15 protein-coding genes are annotated in these 14,520 nt (G+C 70.9%); 8 read left to right on the plus strand and 7 right to left on the minus strand.

What is annotated here, in order from left to right; translation table 11 throughout:
* Positions 1-85 precede the first annotated feature (85 nt).
* Complete coding sequence (locus ACFC1X_RS04530) at positions 86-811, plus strand: chaplin family protein (RefSeq protein WP_376348727.1); 726 nt, start codon at positions 86-88, stop codon at positions 809-811.
* Positions 812-925: 114 nt separating this feature from the next.
* On the opposite strand, the gene ACFC1X_RS04535 is transcribed toward ACFC1X_RS04530, so the two are convergent.
* Entirely contained in the window at positions 926-1,198 is a 273-nt protein-coding gene (locus ACFC1X_RS04535; protein WP_376348729.1) for a hypothetical protein, read from the minus strand.
* A gap of 72 nt (positions 1,199-1,270) precedes the next feature.
* Positions 1,271-2,023: a hypothetical protein gene (locus ACFC1X_RS04540; RefSeq protein ID WP_376348731.1), complete on the minus strand. Its 753-nt coding sequence runs from the start codon at positions 2,021-2,023 to the stop codon at positions 1,271-1,273.
* 371 nt (positions 2,024-2,394) lie between these two features.
* Between ACFC1X_RS04540 and ACFC1X_RS04545 the strand changes: the two genes are divergently transcribed.
* The 3 genes from ACFC1X_RS04545 to ACFC1X_RS04555 all read left to right on the plus strand — a co-directional run bounded on the left by ACFC1X_RS04545 (position 2,395) and on the right by ACFC1X_RS04555 (position 3,759).
* Positions 2,395-2,874, plus strand: coding sequence for a hypothetical protein (locus ACFC1X_RS04545; RefSeq protein ID WP_376348733.1), 480 nt, complete (start codon positions 2,395-2,397; stop codon positions 2,872-2,874).
* Positions 2,875-3,055: 181 nt separating this feature from the next.
* Positions 3,056-3,337, plus strand: coding sequence for a hypothetical protein (locus tag ACFC1X_RS04550; protein WP_376348734.1), 282 nt, complete (start codon positions 3,056-3,058; stop codon positions 3,335-3,337).
* A gap of 143 nt (positions 3,338-3,480) precedes the next feature.
* Entirely contained in the window at positions 3,481-3,759 is a 279-nt protein-coding gene (locus ACFC1X_RS04555; RefSeq protein WP_376348736.1) for a hypothetical protein, read from the plus strand.
* A 163-nt stretch (positions 3,760-3,922) separates the two neighbouring features.
* Here ACFC1X_RS04555 and ACFC1X_RS04560 read toward each other — a convergent pair whose 3' ends face one another.
* The 5 genes from ACFC1X_RS04560 to ACFC1X_RS04580 form a co-directional block, all read right to left on the minus strand.
* Positions 3,923-4,258, minus strand: a complete 336-nt coding sequence (locus ACFC1X_RS04560) for a hypothetical protein (protein WP_376348737.1) — start codon at positions 4,256-4,258, stop codon at positions 3,923-3,925.
* Between the two features lie 243 nt (positions 4,259-4,501).
* The gene (locus tag ACFC1X_RS04565) at positions 4,502-4,753 is read right to left on the minus strand and encodes a hypothetical protein (RefSeq protein ID WP_376348739.1); all 252 of its coding nucleotides are present in this window, start codon (positions 4,751-4,753) and stop codon (positions 4,502-4,504) included.
* Positions 4,754-4,906: 153 nt separating this feature from the next.
* Positions 4,907-5,263, minus strand: coding sequence for a hypothetical protein (locus ACFC1X_RS04570; protein WP_376348740.1), 357 nt, complete (start codon positions 5,261-5,263; stop codon positions 4,907-4,909).
* 59 nt (positions 5,264-5,322) lie between these two features.
* Positions 5,323-5,544 (minus strand): hypothetical protein, encoded by a 222-nt coding sequence (locus ACFC1X_RS04575; RefSeq protein ID WP_376348741.1) that lies wholly within the window; start codon positions 5,542-5,544, stop codon positions 5,323-5,325.
* Positions 5,545-5,768: 224 nt separating this feature from the next.
* Complete coding sequence (locus ACFC1X_RS04580) at positions 5,769-7,232, minus strand: condensation domain-containing protein (protein ID WP_376349758.1); 1,464 nt, start codon at positions 7,230-7,232, stop codon at positions 5,769-5,771.
* A gap of 345 nt (positions 7,233-7,577) precedes the next feature.
* On the opposite strand from ACFC1X_RS04580, the gene mmsA reads away from it, so the two are divergent.
* The 4 genes from mmsA to ACFC1X_RS04600 all read left to right on the plus strand — a co-directional run bounded on the left by mmsA (position 7,578) and on the right by ACFC1X_RS04600 (position 14,442).
* Positions 7,578-9,080 (plus strand): CoA-acylating methylmalonate-semialdehyde dehydrogenase, encoded by a 1,503-nt coding sequence (mmsA, locus tag ACFC1X_RS04585; protein ID WP_376348743.1) that lies wholly within the window; start codon positions 7,578-7,580, stop codon positions 9,078-9,080.
* Positions 9,081-9,368: 288 nt separating this feature from the next.
* Positions 9,369-10,796, plus strand: a complete 1,428-nt coding sequence (locus ACFC1X_RS04590) for an APC family permease (RefSeq protein ID WP_376348745.1) — start codon at positions 9,369-9,371, stop codon at positions 10,794-10,796.
* A 113-nt stretch (positions 10,797-10,909) separates the two neighbouring features.
* Positions 10,910-13,564 carry an alpha/beta fold hydrolase gene (locus ACFC1X_RS04595; protein WP_376348746.1) on the plus strand — a complete coding sequence of 885 codons (2,655 nt, stop codon included), beginning with the start codon at positions 10,910-10,912 and terminating at the stop codon, positions 13,562-13,564.
* A complete protein-coding gene (locus tag ACFC1X_RS04600) occupies positions 13,561-14,442 on the plus strand; it encodes an ABC transporter permease (protein WP_122620033.1) in 882 nt (293 codons plus the stop codon). The genes ACFC1X_RS04595 and ACFC1X_RS04600 overlap by 4 nt, the downstream gene beginning before the upstream one ends.
* Positions 14,443-14,520 lie beyond the last annotated feature (78 nt).

Genomic DNA, 14,520 nt, shown 5'->3' on the forward strand with positions numbered 1-14,520 from the left:
GAAGGCGGTACCCATAACTCTGGTGGGTCCCTTGCGTTTGATGGGTGCGGGTGAGTGCCCGCGAATTGTCAGGAAGGCAAAACCCATGGGACTGGCTACCCGAAACGGTGTACTCGCCGCCGCCGCGTCCGGCGTGATGGCCCTGGCACTACCGGTGTCCTCCGCCCTCGCGGCCGACGGAGCCGGCGCCGACGCTGCGGCGGAAGGCTCGCCCGGGCTGCTCTCCGGCAACGCCATCCAGCTCCCGGTGGACGTGCCGGTGAACATCTGCGGCAACACGGTGGACGTCGCGGGGTTGCTCAACCCGGCCGCGGGCAACTCCTGCGCGAACAAAGACGTTGCGAAGACCGACAGTTCGCAGGACAGCAGCGGACAGGCGTCCTCCAGCGGGGCGTCGGCTCAGAGCCACACTGCCGATTCGCCCGGGCTGCTCTCCGGCAACGGCCTTCAGCTCCCGGTCGACTTGCCGGTGAACGTGTCCGGGAACAGTGTCAGTGTGGTCGGCCTGGGCAACCCGGTCTTCGGCAACGAGTCGGTCAACGGCCCCGACGACCAGGCCCGCCCGGCCCCGAGCACCCCGGCCCCGAACACCCCGTCCCCGAAGCCTGCCGCACCGGAGCCTGCGGTCCCGAGCACCCCGGCCGCGGAGACTCCGGCCGACGTCCGGACCCAGCCCGGCTCTGAGCCGGCCGCGTCCGTGCTGGCCGATACCGGAGCGGACCTCACGGTCGGCGCCGTCGCCGGGAGTGCCGCGCTCCTCATTGCGGGTGGTGTCCTGTACCGCCGCTTCCGCCCGGACCCCACCCGCTGACCCGGACGCGGCACCGAACGGGCACCGGAAGGTATGTCGACTCCTTCCGGTGCCCATTGCGTGTCGGCGATCCTCTGTGGCCGCACTGACCCCGGCAGTTGGCCGGGGGAGACGTCAGAGCGCCTGGCTGTTGCAGCCCATGTCGGAACCGAGGTGGTTCTGCTGTGCGCCCGGGTTGCCTTCGCCGTTCAGGATGTTGCCCGCCAGGCCGGTGAGGGCGCCGACGCTGCCGAGCACCTCGATGTTCATGTCGTGCGAACGGCACTCGATGCCCTGCGTGATGTCGAGGTCGCTGCCCCAGTCATCGGCGACGGCAGTGGTGGCGGTGAGGCCGCTGACGCTGCCGAGGATGGCGCTCACGAGGACTGCCTTCTGAAAGGTGCGCATGGGTTCTCCGTTGGTCGAGCGGATGGGGTGTCAGAACAGAGGAGTGGTGCGGGCGGCTGCGCCGGAGGGCCGTCAGCCGAGTCGGGGGAGCCCCAGTTGGCCGAGCGGGGGTGCCGCGACCTGTCCGAGGCCGACCGGGGACAGCTGCGGTGCGTCCGCCGGCGAGATGTGCGGGTTGAGGATCGGGTTCACCTGAGGGTTGACCTGCGGGTTCAACTGGGGGGCGACCTGCATCGGGGGCTCTGCCCCGAAGGCTTGGGGCATGTCCACCTGGGGGGCGACCTGCGGCATCACCTGTGGCACGACCTGTGGCACGACCTGCGGCTGCGCGGGGGCGGCCTGGGGCGGCTGCATGGGGGCCTGCTGCATGGGGGCCGCCTGCGGCTGGTAAGGCGAGGTGGAGGCCTGTGCCGTCCCGTGCGAGGAGGCCGCGGCGTAGGCGTGGCCCGTCTGCTGGGGTGCCGGCGGAGCGTACTGCTGGGGTGCCGGCTGGGCGTACGGCTGAGGGGCCGGCTGAGCGTACGGCTGAGGTGCTGGCTGGGCGTACTGCTGGGGCGCCGGCTGTGCGTACGGCTGAGGTGCCGGCTGGGCGTACTGCTGTTGGTGCGGCGTGGCGGTGGCCTGAGCCGTTCCCTGCGTCCCGGCCGCGGCGTAGGGGCCGGTTGGCTGGGGCGGCGGGGCGGCGTGCGTGGCCGGGTAGTCGGGAGCCGATGCTGGAGCGGCACCGACTTGTCCGACGGGTGCGGCGTGGCTGGCGCCGGCGCCGGCGGCGGTCAGACCGCCGGCTGCTGCCACCACGAGCGCGACCTTGTGAAGCTTGCGCATGAAACCCTCGGCCCTTCGATACCTGAACTGGAAATCCACTGAATTCAGCGCGCTCACGCGTGCAGTCGGCGCGATACTCGCACCGCATCGTCAGCAGCGGTCAAAGTGGAGCCGCTGCCCTCCGTACGTGGAACGAGGGTTTCCTCATCCTGGTCACGGCACATGAAAGCCCGTCACCCATTTGCCGCTGCCTGAAAGGGAGTTGGTGGCAGGCTCGTGCGCCCCTTGCGTCAAATGGGTGACGGCGGCACTGCACCCGTATCTGGGCTCTCGCCCACCTCGTTCCGCACGGGGCAAGCAGAACAACTGCACTGCCGCATCGAGCATTTCGCCAAGTCCGTGCACAGGTCAATGAAGGGCCAAAGGATTTCATGCGCAAGCTTCAGCACGTCGCGCTCATCGTCGCAGCGGCCGGCGGTCTGACCGCCGCCGGGGCCGGCCCCAGCGCCGCTGTGACTCCGGTCGGCCACAACGGGGCTGTGCCGACGCCCGTTTCGCAGCCGGACGCCCAGGCCGCCTCGGCCAGTTCGGCGCAGGCGTCCGCGCAGACGTACGGCTCGCCGGCGCCGCAGCAGGCGGCTCCCCAGCGGGGTACCGCGGTCAGCCCGCAGGTCAACCCTCAGCTGAACCCGCAGATCAGCCCGCAGATTTCTCCGCAGGCCCCGCAGCCGAAGCAGGGCGGCCCGGTGCACCAGAACAACCTGTTCCGTCCGTCCCAGGAGTGCAGCCCGCAGAACCTGCTCGCCGCCAATGTGCCGGTCGCGCTGCTCGCCGCCTCCCAGACCCGGGGCGTCGACTGCACCCAGGCCAACAGCCAGGCGAACTCCCTCGCCAGCGCGCAGGCGCAGTAGCGCGGTCGGCGGCCGGGCGTCGTGGCCCGGCAGCGCGCGATAGGTCTTTCGGGTGCATTTGCCGCGTCACCACAAGAGCGGCGCGTCGCTGCCCGTTTTGTTCATATTTCGCATTATTCTCCTGTAACTGTACAAAGTCGATCTCTCGCGGATCGCACCCACTCACCTCACCGGAGATGAAATGCGCAAGCTTCGCAACGTTGCCGTCCTGGTCGCCGCGCTCGGCAGCATCGGGCTCGTGGGCGGTACGGCCCACGCCGACCAGGGCCATGGCGGCGAGGGCGACAAGTTCAAGATCTCGCAGAGCTCGCAGTGCAAGTCGCACGACCTGAACCTCGACATCCTCGGCCAGGTCGGCATCCTCAACGGCCTGCTGGGCAACGGGCTCAACGGCGAGGGCAACCCGGGTGCCCAGTCCACCCACCTCGGTTCCACCATGGGCTGCAACAACAGCGCCTTCTGACATTCCGGGCCGGCGCCACGGCGTCAGCCAGTGAACGGTCCCGGCACCGGGCCCTCAGGGCAAGGCGCCGGGACCGTTTTCGCATCAGCCTTCGCTGCCGTACCAAAGTCGATCGTTCTCTACCTCACTCCACCGGAGATGACATGCACAACCTCCGCATGGCCGCCGTCCTCGTCGCCGCGTTCGGGAGCGCTGGACTCCTGGGTGTCGGCACAGCCCATGCCGACCAGGGCGGCAACGGCGGCTACACCATCAGCCAGACCAGCAGCTGCGGGTCGCACGACAGCAACATCGACATCCTCGGCCAGGTGGGCATCGGCAACGGCCTGGGCGGCAACCTGCTGAACGGCGAGGGCAGCCCGGGCGCGCAGAAGACGTCCCTGGGCTCGACGATGGGCTGCAACAACAAGGTCGGCGGCTGAAGACTGGCCCACAGACGTGGGCTGCGGGCGTCCCGGCTACGGGACGCCCGCTTCGGCATGAGCGCCCCGTGGGCGCCGGCGTTCGTTCGCGGCGGCATGGCTGCGGGCGCGCAAAGAAATGCCGGGCCGGGAATGATCCCGGCCCGGCATTCGCCGGCAGCGCTCACACGAAGTGCGGCTTCTTGAACGCCTCCGGCAGCTTCGCCGTGTTGGAGCAGTCCACCACCGGCCCGGCACTGGCCGACCCTCCGTCGCCCAGCAGCTGGTGCTCCTGGAACACCACGTTCGGCCGGTCGGTCGTCGAGCAGCGCTGCTCCTGCCTGAGGATGTGCTCGCCGTCCTTTTCGATACGGGTCTCGCTCTTGCGGACGCAGACCCCGTCCCTGCTCTCGCAGTCACCGGCGCCTCCGTCTGCGTACGCGTGCCCGGCGCCGGCACAGAGGACGGCGAGACTTCCGACGATCCCCGAGATGGCGGCGATCTTCCGCGGAGTGAACATGTGCTGCATTCCTTTACCGGATGAGGCCCGGGCGCTGGTTGCCGTTGACCGGTGTGCGCCCGGGCCCGTGAAGGTGTCGGAGCCGATCAGTTGGCGCCTGGACGCGCTGTGAGCTGCGGCCGGCGGCCGAATTGGCCGCAGCCCGGACGCGCACACTGATCAACCGTGGCGCGTCCGGGCTGCGTTCGCCACGGGCCGGTGAGCCCATGGCGGCACCGAGAGAATGAACTCTCGGTAGCGTCTTTACTGGCCTTCGCCCTCGTGGCCGTAGTGCTCGGGCTCGGCGTGCCTCTCCTGCTCCGGCTCGGCCTTCGGCTGCGCCGGCGGCGTGAAGTAGTAACCGCCGCTGACCGCGAGCGCGTTGGCCGACGAGTTGGCCACGGCGGTGACCGGCGCGGGCGCGTCGCCCTCGTTGGCGAAGCTGGTCCCGGCACCGAACGCCGACAGCCCCGCAACCGCCATGGCTACGACCGCGGCACGCTGAAACTTACGCATGAGTGACCTTTCCGTACTCGGGCACAAAGCCCGGCTTGACTACTCAGCGTTAGCCTATACACACATTTCGTCATATGTCGGGATCTGTGCCTTACGCGCCGTGTCGACCCGTACGCCGTGCCGCCCGCTCAGGCGCAATGCCTGCCGGAAGGGTCACCCAGGCAGGATTCGGGGCTGCAGGCCGAACATTCCCTGCCCGCTCTCGGTCTCGTCGACCGCTCCCGTCGTCGTCGGGGAGCAGGTCACCTTGGGGCCCAGTTGCAGCTGCCCCTGGCCCAGGGCGGCAGGCAGCGTGAGGGGCTGCACCGGCGTGCACGTCTCCTGATGGGGGATCTCGCCGTCCTCGGAGAGCTGACCCTGGATCCGCTGACTGCAGGTGAAGCCGCCCAAGAGGTCGGGAGTGCAGGTTCCCGGGTCCTTCACGGCGTGCGCGTGGGCGAGGCCGGCGCAGGCCATGGCGAGGCCGCCGGCGAGCACCGAGACCGCCGTCATCTTCTTCCCGCTGAACATGTGATGCGCTTTCCTTCGTAGGAGTGCCCCGGCGTGCCCGGACACCGGGCGGGCCGGGCTCAGCCGGTGAAGTCGTAGTTGTACTGGTCGCAGGTCGTGTCCAGGGTCCCGGCGATACCGAGCACGCCGATCGGGACGTCGTTCTGGGACACCGTCTGCGGGCTGCACTCCTGGTAGGGGCGGTAGAGGTCGTACACCTTCGGCGCGTTGTCGGAGGTGTCGGCGACGGCGGTGCCGGCGCCGGCGGCCAGGCCGCCGGCCGCTGCCACTGCTGCGATCACGACATGCTGAAGCTTGCGCATAAGACCCTCGGATTTCCGCTCGTGCATAGAGGCTGATTGCCTACCGTGACTGGCCGAACGCTATCAGTAACGGAGGGCCTTTCCGTACCGCGCGTCCCTCTCAAGAGGCAACGAATTGACGGCGTCACCGGGGGGAAGTAAATCCCCGTATTAAAAGCTGGGTTGCTCTGCAGTAGATGCCTTCACATCGTGTGAATTGGCGGTCACGTGCGTCCCGGCGCCGTACCAACACGGCTCAAAAGCAGTGGCGTTGCGTCAACGGGGCGCCGGCTGGGCGGCGGAGAAGCGTCATGTGTGGACACGGACGCGATCACGTCCCGCAGCCTCTCGACGTACCGGCGCACGTTCTTGTAGGCGACGTCGGTGTCCGGGTAGCGGCAGGCGAACCACAGCCCTTCGTGCAGCCGGTTGACCCATACGCACACCTGGTCGCCGTACGAAACCCTGATCAGCCCGTACGCCTTGCTCTCGGTCCAGCGGGACGATCCGGGGAGCAGGCGGGCATCCACGTACGACACGATCGAATACAAGTCGGGCGAGGTCGGGCGGAAGTCCCCGCCCAGCAGCGGCAGTACCCGGGCCAGCGGAATGCGCGCCAGCGACCGGTTGGCCCGCAACTCGGCGCGGACCGTCTCCAGCGCCCCGCGGAAGTCCCGGGCCGCGGGCACCTCGATGGGTGCGCCGCCGACGTACCAGCCCACCGAATCCGACCACGCCGACTTCAGCCGGGTGTGGAACGGCACGACCGTGCGGTAGACGGGTTGGTCGCCGAGCTCATGGACGATCAGACTCGTCGCGGCCAGGATCCCCACCAGGCTGCCGCCGTAGGGCCGGCAGTGCGCCTCGAACGCTGCGGCCGCGTTCGCGTCGACGAGCGGTTCACACACCAGCTTCTGCGCGGGCAGCACACCACCGGGCTGCAGGCCGAGATCGACAGGGAACTCCGGCAGCCGCCCGCCGCATCGGCCGATGAATTCCCGCCAGCGCGCGACGATCGCGTGTGTGTCACCGATCCCGTCCGCGTCCGTCCGCTCCTGCCGGCAGAAATCGACATAGCTCCCCGTCGGCGTCCCGGCCACGGGCCGCCCCGTGAGACCCGCCATGTACAGCTCGTGGATCTCCTCCGGAATGCGCTGCAGAGAGTAGGCATCCACGTTCGTGTGATCGAAAGCCATGTACACGCTCGTGGAATCATCCCGGACAACCGCGGTATAAATGAGGTTCGGCCAGCGAAGCGCGTCCGCTGCCGTGTCGAATCGGTTCTGCAGATATCGGACCAGCGCACCCGTGTCCGCGAAGTCTCCGACCACCTCACGCCGCAGCGAGACATCGCCCTCGCGCAGCGTGAACCGCTGCATCTCGTCACCGGCCCACCTGAAGCCGCTGCGCAGCGTCTCATGGCGCAGCGTCCAGGCCCGCAACGCCCGCTCCAGCACATCGAGATCCACCCGGCCCGGCAGATCGAACGCCGCCCCCAGCCACGTCGGCACGAACAACCCACCCTCACGCACCGACCGCGCTGTCCTGATGTGCGATTCCTGGATATACGCCGGCGGCCGTGGGTCCGGCGCCAGTGACGCCGTGGCCCCCACCGTCGCCTCACTGAATGTGAACTCGACCAGCCGCCCCGGTCGCACCTCACACCGCTGAATGTCGCAAACTCGCATGACGGCGTCTCCATTCGCAGAAGACACCAGCTTGATCAAGGCAGCGCCCCATACACGCGACGACCACTGTGTCGCCCACATTCCAGTACAACGAGCGACACTCCGAACAACGAGCCGAATCCTCCGCGGCGAGCGTCACGGCGCCCCGCCCTGCCGTAGGCCCGGAACATGTGTCTACGCCCGCACCCAAACCGCAGACACTGTGTCGGGCGCATGGGAAGCCCACGCCTGGTGAGATGTAGGCATGGCCGAGACCGCGACCGGACCGTCCGTGGTCAAAGGCCCTGAGCTGTACGAACGGCACGTCTGTACCCGTCGCCGCCATCTGTGAAGGAGTTCTCGGTCATGACGAACATCGTCAACCACTGGATCGGCGGCAAGTCCGCCGAAGGCGCCTCGGGCACGTACGGGCCGGTGACCGACCCGGCCACCGGCGCGGTCACCACCAAGGTCGCCTTCGCCTCGGTCGACGAGGTGGACGCCGCGGTCGCCGCCGCCAAGGAGGCGTACCTGACCTGGGGGCAGTCCTCGCTGGCGCAGCGCACCTCGATCCTCTTCAGGTTCCGGTCGCTGCTGGACGCGCACCGCGACGACATCGCCGAGCTGATCACCGCCGAGCACGGCAAGGTGCACTCCGACGCGCTCGGCGAGGTCGCCCGCGGCCTGGAGATCGTCGACCTGGCCTGCGGCATCAACGTGCAGCTCAAGGGCGAGCTGTCCACCGAGGTCGCCACCCGCGTCGACGTGTCCTCGATCCGCCAGCCGCTCGGTGTGGTCGCCGGCATCACGCCGTTCAACTTCCCGGCGATGGTGCCGATGTGGATGTTCCCGCTCGCCATCGCCTGCGGCAACACCTTCGTGCTCAAGCCGAGCGAGAAGGACCCGTCGGCGGCCGTGCGGATCGCCGAGCTGCTGTCCGAGGCCGGGCTGCCGGACGGCGTCTTCAACGTCGTGCACGGCGACAAGGTGGCCGTGGACCGCCTCCTGGAGCACCCGGACGTCAAGGCCGTCTCCTTCGTCGGCTCGACCCCGATCGCCCGCTACATCCACACCACCGCCTCCGCCAACGGCAAGCGCGTGCAGGCGCTCGGCGGCGCCAAGAACCACATGCTGGTGCTGCCCGACGCCGACCTCGACGCGGCGGCCGACGCGGCCGTGAGCGCGGCCTACGGCTCCGCGGGCGAGCGCTGCATGGCGATCTCCGCGGTCGTCGCGGTCGGCGCCGTCGGCGACGAACTGGTCGAGAAGATCCGCGAGCGCGCCGAGAAGATCAAGATCGGCCCCGGCAACGACCCGGCGTCCGAGATGGGCCCGCTCATCACCAAGGCGCACCGCGACAAGGTCGCCTCCTACGTCGAGGGCGCGGCGGCCGAGGGCTGCGAGGTCGTCCTGGACGGCACCGGCCACACGGTCGACGGCCACGAGGACGGCCACTGGATCGGCATCTCGCTGCTCGACCGGGTGCCGACCACGGCGAAGGCCTACCAGGACGAGATCTTCGGCCCGGTGCTGTGCGTGCTGCGCGCGGACACCTACGAGGAGGGCGTCGCCCTCATCAACGCCTCGCCGTTCGGCAACGGCACCGCGATCTTCACCCGGGACGGCGGCGCGGCCCGCCGCTTCCAGCTGGAGATCGAGGCCGGCATGGTCGGCGTGAACGTCCCGATCCCGGTCCCCGTGGGCTACCACTCCTTCGGCGGCTGGAAGGACTCGCTCTTCGGCGACCACCACATCTACGGCAACGACGGCACGCACTTCTACACCCGCGGCAAGGTCGTCACCACCCGCTGGCCGGACCCGGCCGACGCCCCCGCCGGGGTGGACCTGGGCTTCCCGCGCAACCACTGAGGCACTCCCGGGGAAAGCCCGGGGAAGCCCCGTACGGCCGTCCGGTATGCGGACGGCCGTACTTTTTTCCGTCCGTCCGCAACGGATCCCGCGCACCCGGAACGGCCGCTGGGCCTACGCATCTGATGCCGTTTTCGAAAGCTCTGCGCGTCTCAGACGACTGATTCCGTAGATGAACAGCCATTGACGCACTGGTTTCCGTCGGTATTCCATCTTGCCGCGGGAGCGAACCGGAGGCGGTGGCGCTCCGCCGCGCACCGTGCCGCACGAGTCGATCGGAAACCGCGTATGACCGACACGCTCCGCCCCGCCCAGACCGCCGCGACGGCACCCGAGGACCTCGGGGACCATCCGGACCGGTCGGGGACGCTGAAGCGGTCCATCGGGGTCGTCGGCGGCACGCTCCTCACGCTCTCCTGCGTGACCCCCGCCTCCACGCTGTTCGTGGTCGTCCCCGACCTGTTCGGCTCGCTCGGCACCGCCACCGCCCTGACCATCGCTGTCGGCTCGCTCCTCTGCGTCGCCGTGGCGTTCTGCTACTCGGAGCTGGGCACCCTCATCCCCAGCGCGGGCGGCGAGTACGCCATGGTGTCGACCCTCGCCGGGCGGCTGGCGGGCTGGCTGGTCTTCGTGCTGTCCCTGCTGGTCGTCATGATCGTGCCGCCGGTGATCGCGATGGGCACGGCCGACTACCTCGCCCCGGTCGTGCACCTCGACCCGTCCCTCGCGGGCGCCGGCGTCATGGCGCTGGCCACCCTCGCCGGCCTGCTCGACCTGCGCGCCAACGCCTGGATCACCGGCGTCTTCCTGGTCCTGGAGGTCATCGCCGCGGCCGTCGTCGCGGTGCTGGGCTTCGCCCACGGCGAGCGCGGCCTCGGCAGCCTCGCCTCCATGGAGGTGGGCGGCGCGGACGGCGGTGCGGACCCCGTGACGGGGATGCTGGTCGTCTCCGGGCTCGCCATCGCCCTCTTCGTCACGCAGGGCTTCTCCACCGCGGTCTACCTCTCCGAGGAGTTGGAGAACCCGCGCCGCAACGTCGCCCGCACCGTGCTCGCCACGCTCGGCATCTCCGCCGTGATCATCCTCGTCCCGGTCGTCGCCATCACCCTCGGCGCCTCCGACCTCGCGGAGCTGACCGGCGGCGACATCGGCGCCATGGTCACCGCCTGGTCCAACTCCGCCGTCGGCACCTTCGTCAGCCTCTGCGTGGCCCTCGCCATCATCAACGCCGGCATCGTGATGGTCATCCAGAACTCGCGCGTCCTGTTCGCCTCCGCCCGCGACAAGGCGTGGCCCACGCCGGTCAACCGACTCTTCGCCAGGCTCGGCCGGTTCGGCTCCCCGTGGGTCGCCACCCTCGCCGTCGGCGTGCCCGGCGCCGCCCTGTGCTTCGTCGACCTGGACACCCTGTACGGCGTAACCGGCGTCTCCGTCACCGGCATGTACCTGCTCGTCGCGGTCGCCGCCCTGCTCGCCCGGCGCGGCGCCCACCGGCACGCGCACGCGTGGCGCATGCCCCTGTGGCCGGCGGTGCCCCTCCTGCTGATCGCGGTCCTCGCCTACGTGCTGACCCAGCAGGAGGCGGCCCACCTGCTGTGGACCGGCGGCATCACGGCCGTCGCCACCCTGTACTGGGCCCTGTACCTGCGCCCGCGCCGCGACACCCGCTGGCTGGTCTCCGTCCCCGACGACGTACGGGAGCCCGCCGGGCCGTGACCGCGCCTACCGCGCCCGTGGTACGCGGCACCGCGCCCGTACCTCCCTGGGAGGGGTGGTGGTTCACCCCCGGGAGGGCCTCGGTTGTCGGCGGCTGCCCGTACCGTTGACGCATGGATCTTCGACTGCCCCGCGTGCGAGGGCTGCTACGGGGGCCGCGGCGGATACTCTCCGCCGCGGCCGCCGTCGTCGTGCTCGCCGGTGCCGGGACCTGGACGGCCGTCGCCGGCGACGACCCGCCCCCGGTGCACCGCGCCGACCGGGTCGTGGAAGTGGGCGACGGAGTGCGCCTGGACACCTCGTACTTCACGGCCGGCTCCGACGGCCGCCGCCCCGCGGTCCTGCTCGCCCACGGCTTCGGTGGCAGCAAGGCCGACGTACGGGACCAGGCGGAGCGCCTCGCCCAGGACGGGTACGCGGTCCTGACGTGGTCGGCGCGCGGCTTCGGCAGGTCGACCGGGAAGATCGGGCTCAACGCCCCGGACGGCGAGGTCGCCGACGTGTCCCGGCTGATCGACTGGCTCGCCGGGCGGCCCGAGGTCCGGCTGGACGGCAAGGGCGACCCCCGCGTGGGCATGGCCGGGGGCTCCTACGGCGGCGCCGTCGCACTGCTGGCCGCCGGGCACGACGACCGCGTGGACGCCATCGCCCCCGCCATCACGTACTGGAACCTGGCGGACGCCCTCTTCCCGAACGGCGTCTTCAAGAAGCTCTGGGCCGGCATCTTCGTCAACATGGGCGGCGGCTGCGAGAAGTTCGAGCCCGCGCTCTGCCGCATGTACCAGCGCGTCGCCGAGAAGGGGGCGCCGGACGCCGAGGCGGTGAAGCTCCTCCAGGAGCGCAGCCCGCAGGCCGTCGGCGACCGGATCGACGTACCCACACTGCTGACCCAGGGCCAGACCGACTCCCTCTTCCCGCTCGGCCAGGCCGACGCCGCCGCCAAGGCGATCCGCGCCAACGGCGCCCCCGTGGACGTCGACTGGGTCTCGGGCGGCCACGACGGCGGCGACATGGAGACCGACCGCGTCGAGGCCCGCACCGGCGCGTGGTTCGACCGCTACCTGAAGGGCGACGAGTCGGCCGGCACCGGCCCCGCCTTCCGCGTCTCCCGCACCGTCGGCACCGGCAGCGGCGACGGCGAGCCCCGCCTGGAGGGCGTGAGCGCCGACTCCTACCCCGGCCTCGGCGGCGAGCCGCGCGCGATCGAACTGCGCGGACGCGAGCAGACCTTCGAGAACCCGGCGGGAGCCGCCCCGCCCGCCGTCTCCGCCCTGCCCGGCATCGGCGGCTCCGGCGGCCTCTCCCAGCTCTCCTCGCTCGGCGTCGGCATCTCCCTCGACTTCCCCGGCCAGTACGCGGCCTTCGAGTCGGCGCCCCTGCGCGAGGACCTCCAGATCACCGGCTCGCCCACCGCGACCGTCCGCGTGCAGTCCACCGCCGAGGACGCCGTGCTCTTCGCCAAGGTGTACGACGTCGGCCCCGGCGGCGGCGCCCAGCAGGTGCTCCCCTCGCAACTGGTCACGCCGCTCAGGGTGGCGGACGCCAAGGCCGGCAAGGACGTCACGGTCACCCTGCCCGCCGTCGACCACGAGGTGGAGCGCGGCCACAAGCTGCGCCTGGTCCTCGCCTCCACCGACCTCGGCTACGCCTCACCGGCTGCCCCGGCCACCTACACCGTCTCCCTCAAGGGCGGCCTGTCGGTGCCGACCGCCCTCGGTGACACCGGTGCGACGGCCGGGCTGCCCGCCTGGGTCTGGTGGGCGCCCCTCGCGGGAGCCGCCGTCGCCGCGGCCCTGCTGCTGACCGCCCGCCGCCGCACCACGGCCCCGCCCCCCGACCCCGCGCTGGCCGACGTACCCCTCCAGATCACCGACCTGACCAAGCGGTACGCCAAGTCCGCCGACCGGTACGCCGTCCGGGACCTGTCCTTCCGCGTGGAGAAGGGCCAGGTGCTCGGCCTCCTCGGGCCGAACGGCGCGGGCAAGACGACGACCCTGCGCATGCTGATGGGCCTGATCGCGCCGGACGGCGGCGACATCCGCGTCTTCGGCCACGCCATCGCGCCCGGCGCCCCCGTGCTCTCCCGCGTCGGCGCGTTCGTCGAGGGCGCGGGCTTCCTGCCGCACCTGTCCGGCCGGGAGAACCTGGAGCTGTACTGGCGCGCCACCGGACGCCCGGCCGAGGACGCCCACCTCGCCGAGGCCCTGGAGATCGCCGGACTCGGCGACGCGCTCGCCCGCGCGGTGCGCACCTACTCCCAGGGCATGCGCCAGCGCCTGGCCATCGCCCAGGCCATGCTGGGCCTGCCCGACCTGCTGATCCTGGACGAGCCGACCAACGGCCTCGACCCGCCCCAGATCCGCGAGATGCGCGAGGTGATGATCCGCTACGCGGCGGCCGGGCGCACGGTGATCGTCTCCAGCCACCTGCTGTCCGAGGTCGAGCAGAGCTGCACCCACCTGGTGGTGATGGACCACGGCCGCCTCGTGCAGGCCGGCCCGGTCGGCGAGATCGTCGGCTCCGGGGACACCCTGCTGATCGGCACCCACACGCGCGTGGACGCGCCCCTCGTGGAGAAGGTCGCCGCGCTGCCCGGCGTGACCTCGGCGGCCACCACCGACGGCGGCCTGCTGGTCCGCCTCGACGGCACCGGCACCGCCCGCGACCTCATCCCCGAACTCGTCCGCCTGGACGTGCCCGTGGAGTCGGTGGGCCCCCACCGGCGCCTCGAGGACGCCTTCCTCACCCTGATCGGAGACTCGGCATGAGCACGCTGGCCGACCGCGCCGAGCCCACCGGCGCCCAGGAGGTCGCCGAGGGCTACCGCGCGGGCCGCACGCTGCCCGTCCGGGTCGAAATGGTCCGGCAGCTGAAGCGGCGGCGCACCCTCGTCATGGGCGGCATCCTGTTCGCCCTCCCGTTCGTGCTGCTCGTCGCCTTCCGGATCGGCGGCGAGCCGGGCGGGTCGAACAACCAGGTCAGCCTGATGGATTCGGCCACCGCGTCCGGGGCGAACTTCGCCGCTGTGAACCTGTTCGCCTCCGCGGGCTTCCTGCTCGTCGTGCCCGTCGCCCTGTTCTTCGGGGACACGGTCGCCTCCGAGGCCGGCTGGTCCTCCCTGCGCTACCTGCTCGCCGCTCCGGTGCCCCGCGCCCGCCTGCTCTGGTCCAAGCTGGTCGTCGCCCTCACCCTCAGCCTCGCCGCGATCGTCCTGCTGCCCCTGGTCGCCCTCGCCGTCGGCACCGCCGCCTACGGCTGGGGCCCGCTGGAGCTGCCCACCGGCGGCAGCCTGCCCACCGGCACCGCCGCCGAACGCCTCGCCCTCACGGTGGCGTACGTCTTCGTCTCGCAACTGGTCACCGCCGCGCTGGCGTTCTGGCTCTCCACCAAGACCGACGCCCCGCTCGGCGCGGTCGGCGGCGCGGTCGGCCTGACCATCATCGGCAACGTCCTGGACGAGGTGACCGCCCTCGGCGACTGGCGCGACTTCCTGCCCGCCCACTGGCAGTACGCCTGGCTGGACACGGTCCGCCCCGAGCTGGACTGGACCCGCCTGATCCAGGGCACCTCGCTCTCGGTGACATACGCGCTGGTCCTGTTCGCCCTGGCCTTCCGGAACTTCTCCCGCAAGGACGTGGTGTCCTAGACGCCGTGTCCTGCGGTCTCGCCGGCTCGCCGCCGTGCCCGTTTCGAGACGCACCCGTGACGCCCCGTCCCGCACGTT

The organism is Streptomyces sp. NPDC056128 (assembly GCF_042263835.1).
Taxonomy (GTDB): domain Bacteria; phylum Actinomycetota; class Actinomycetes; order Streptomycetales; family Streptomycetaceae; genus Streptomyces.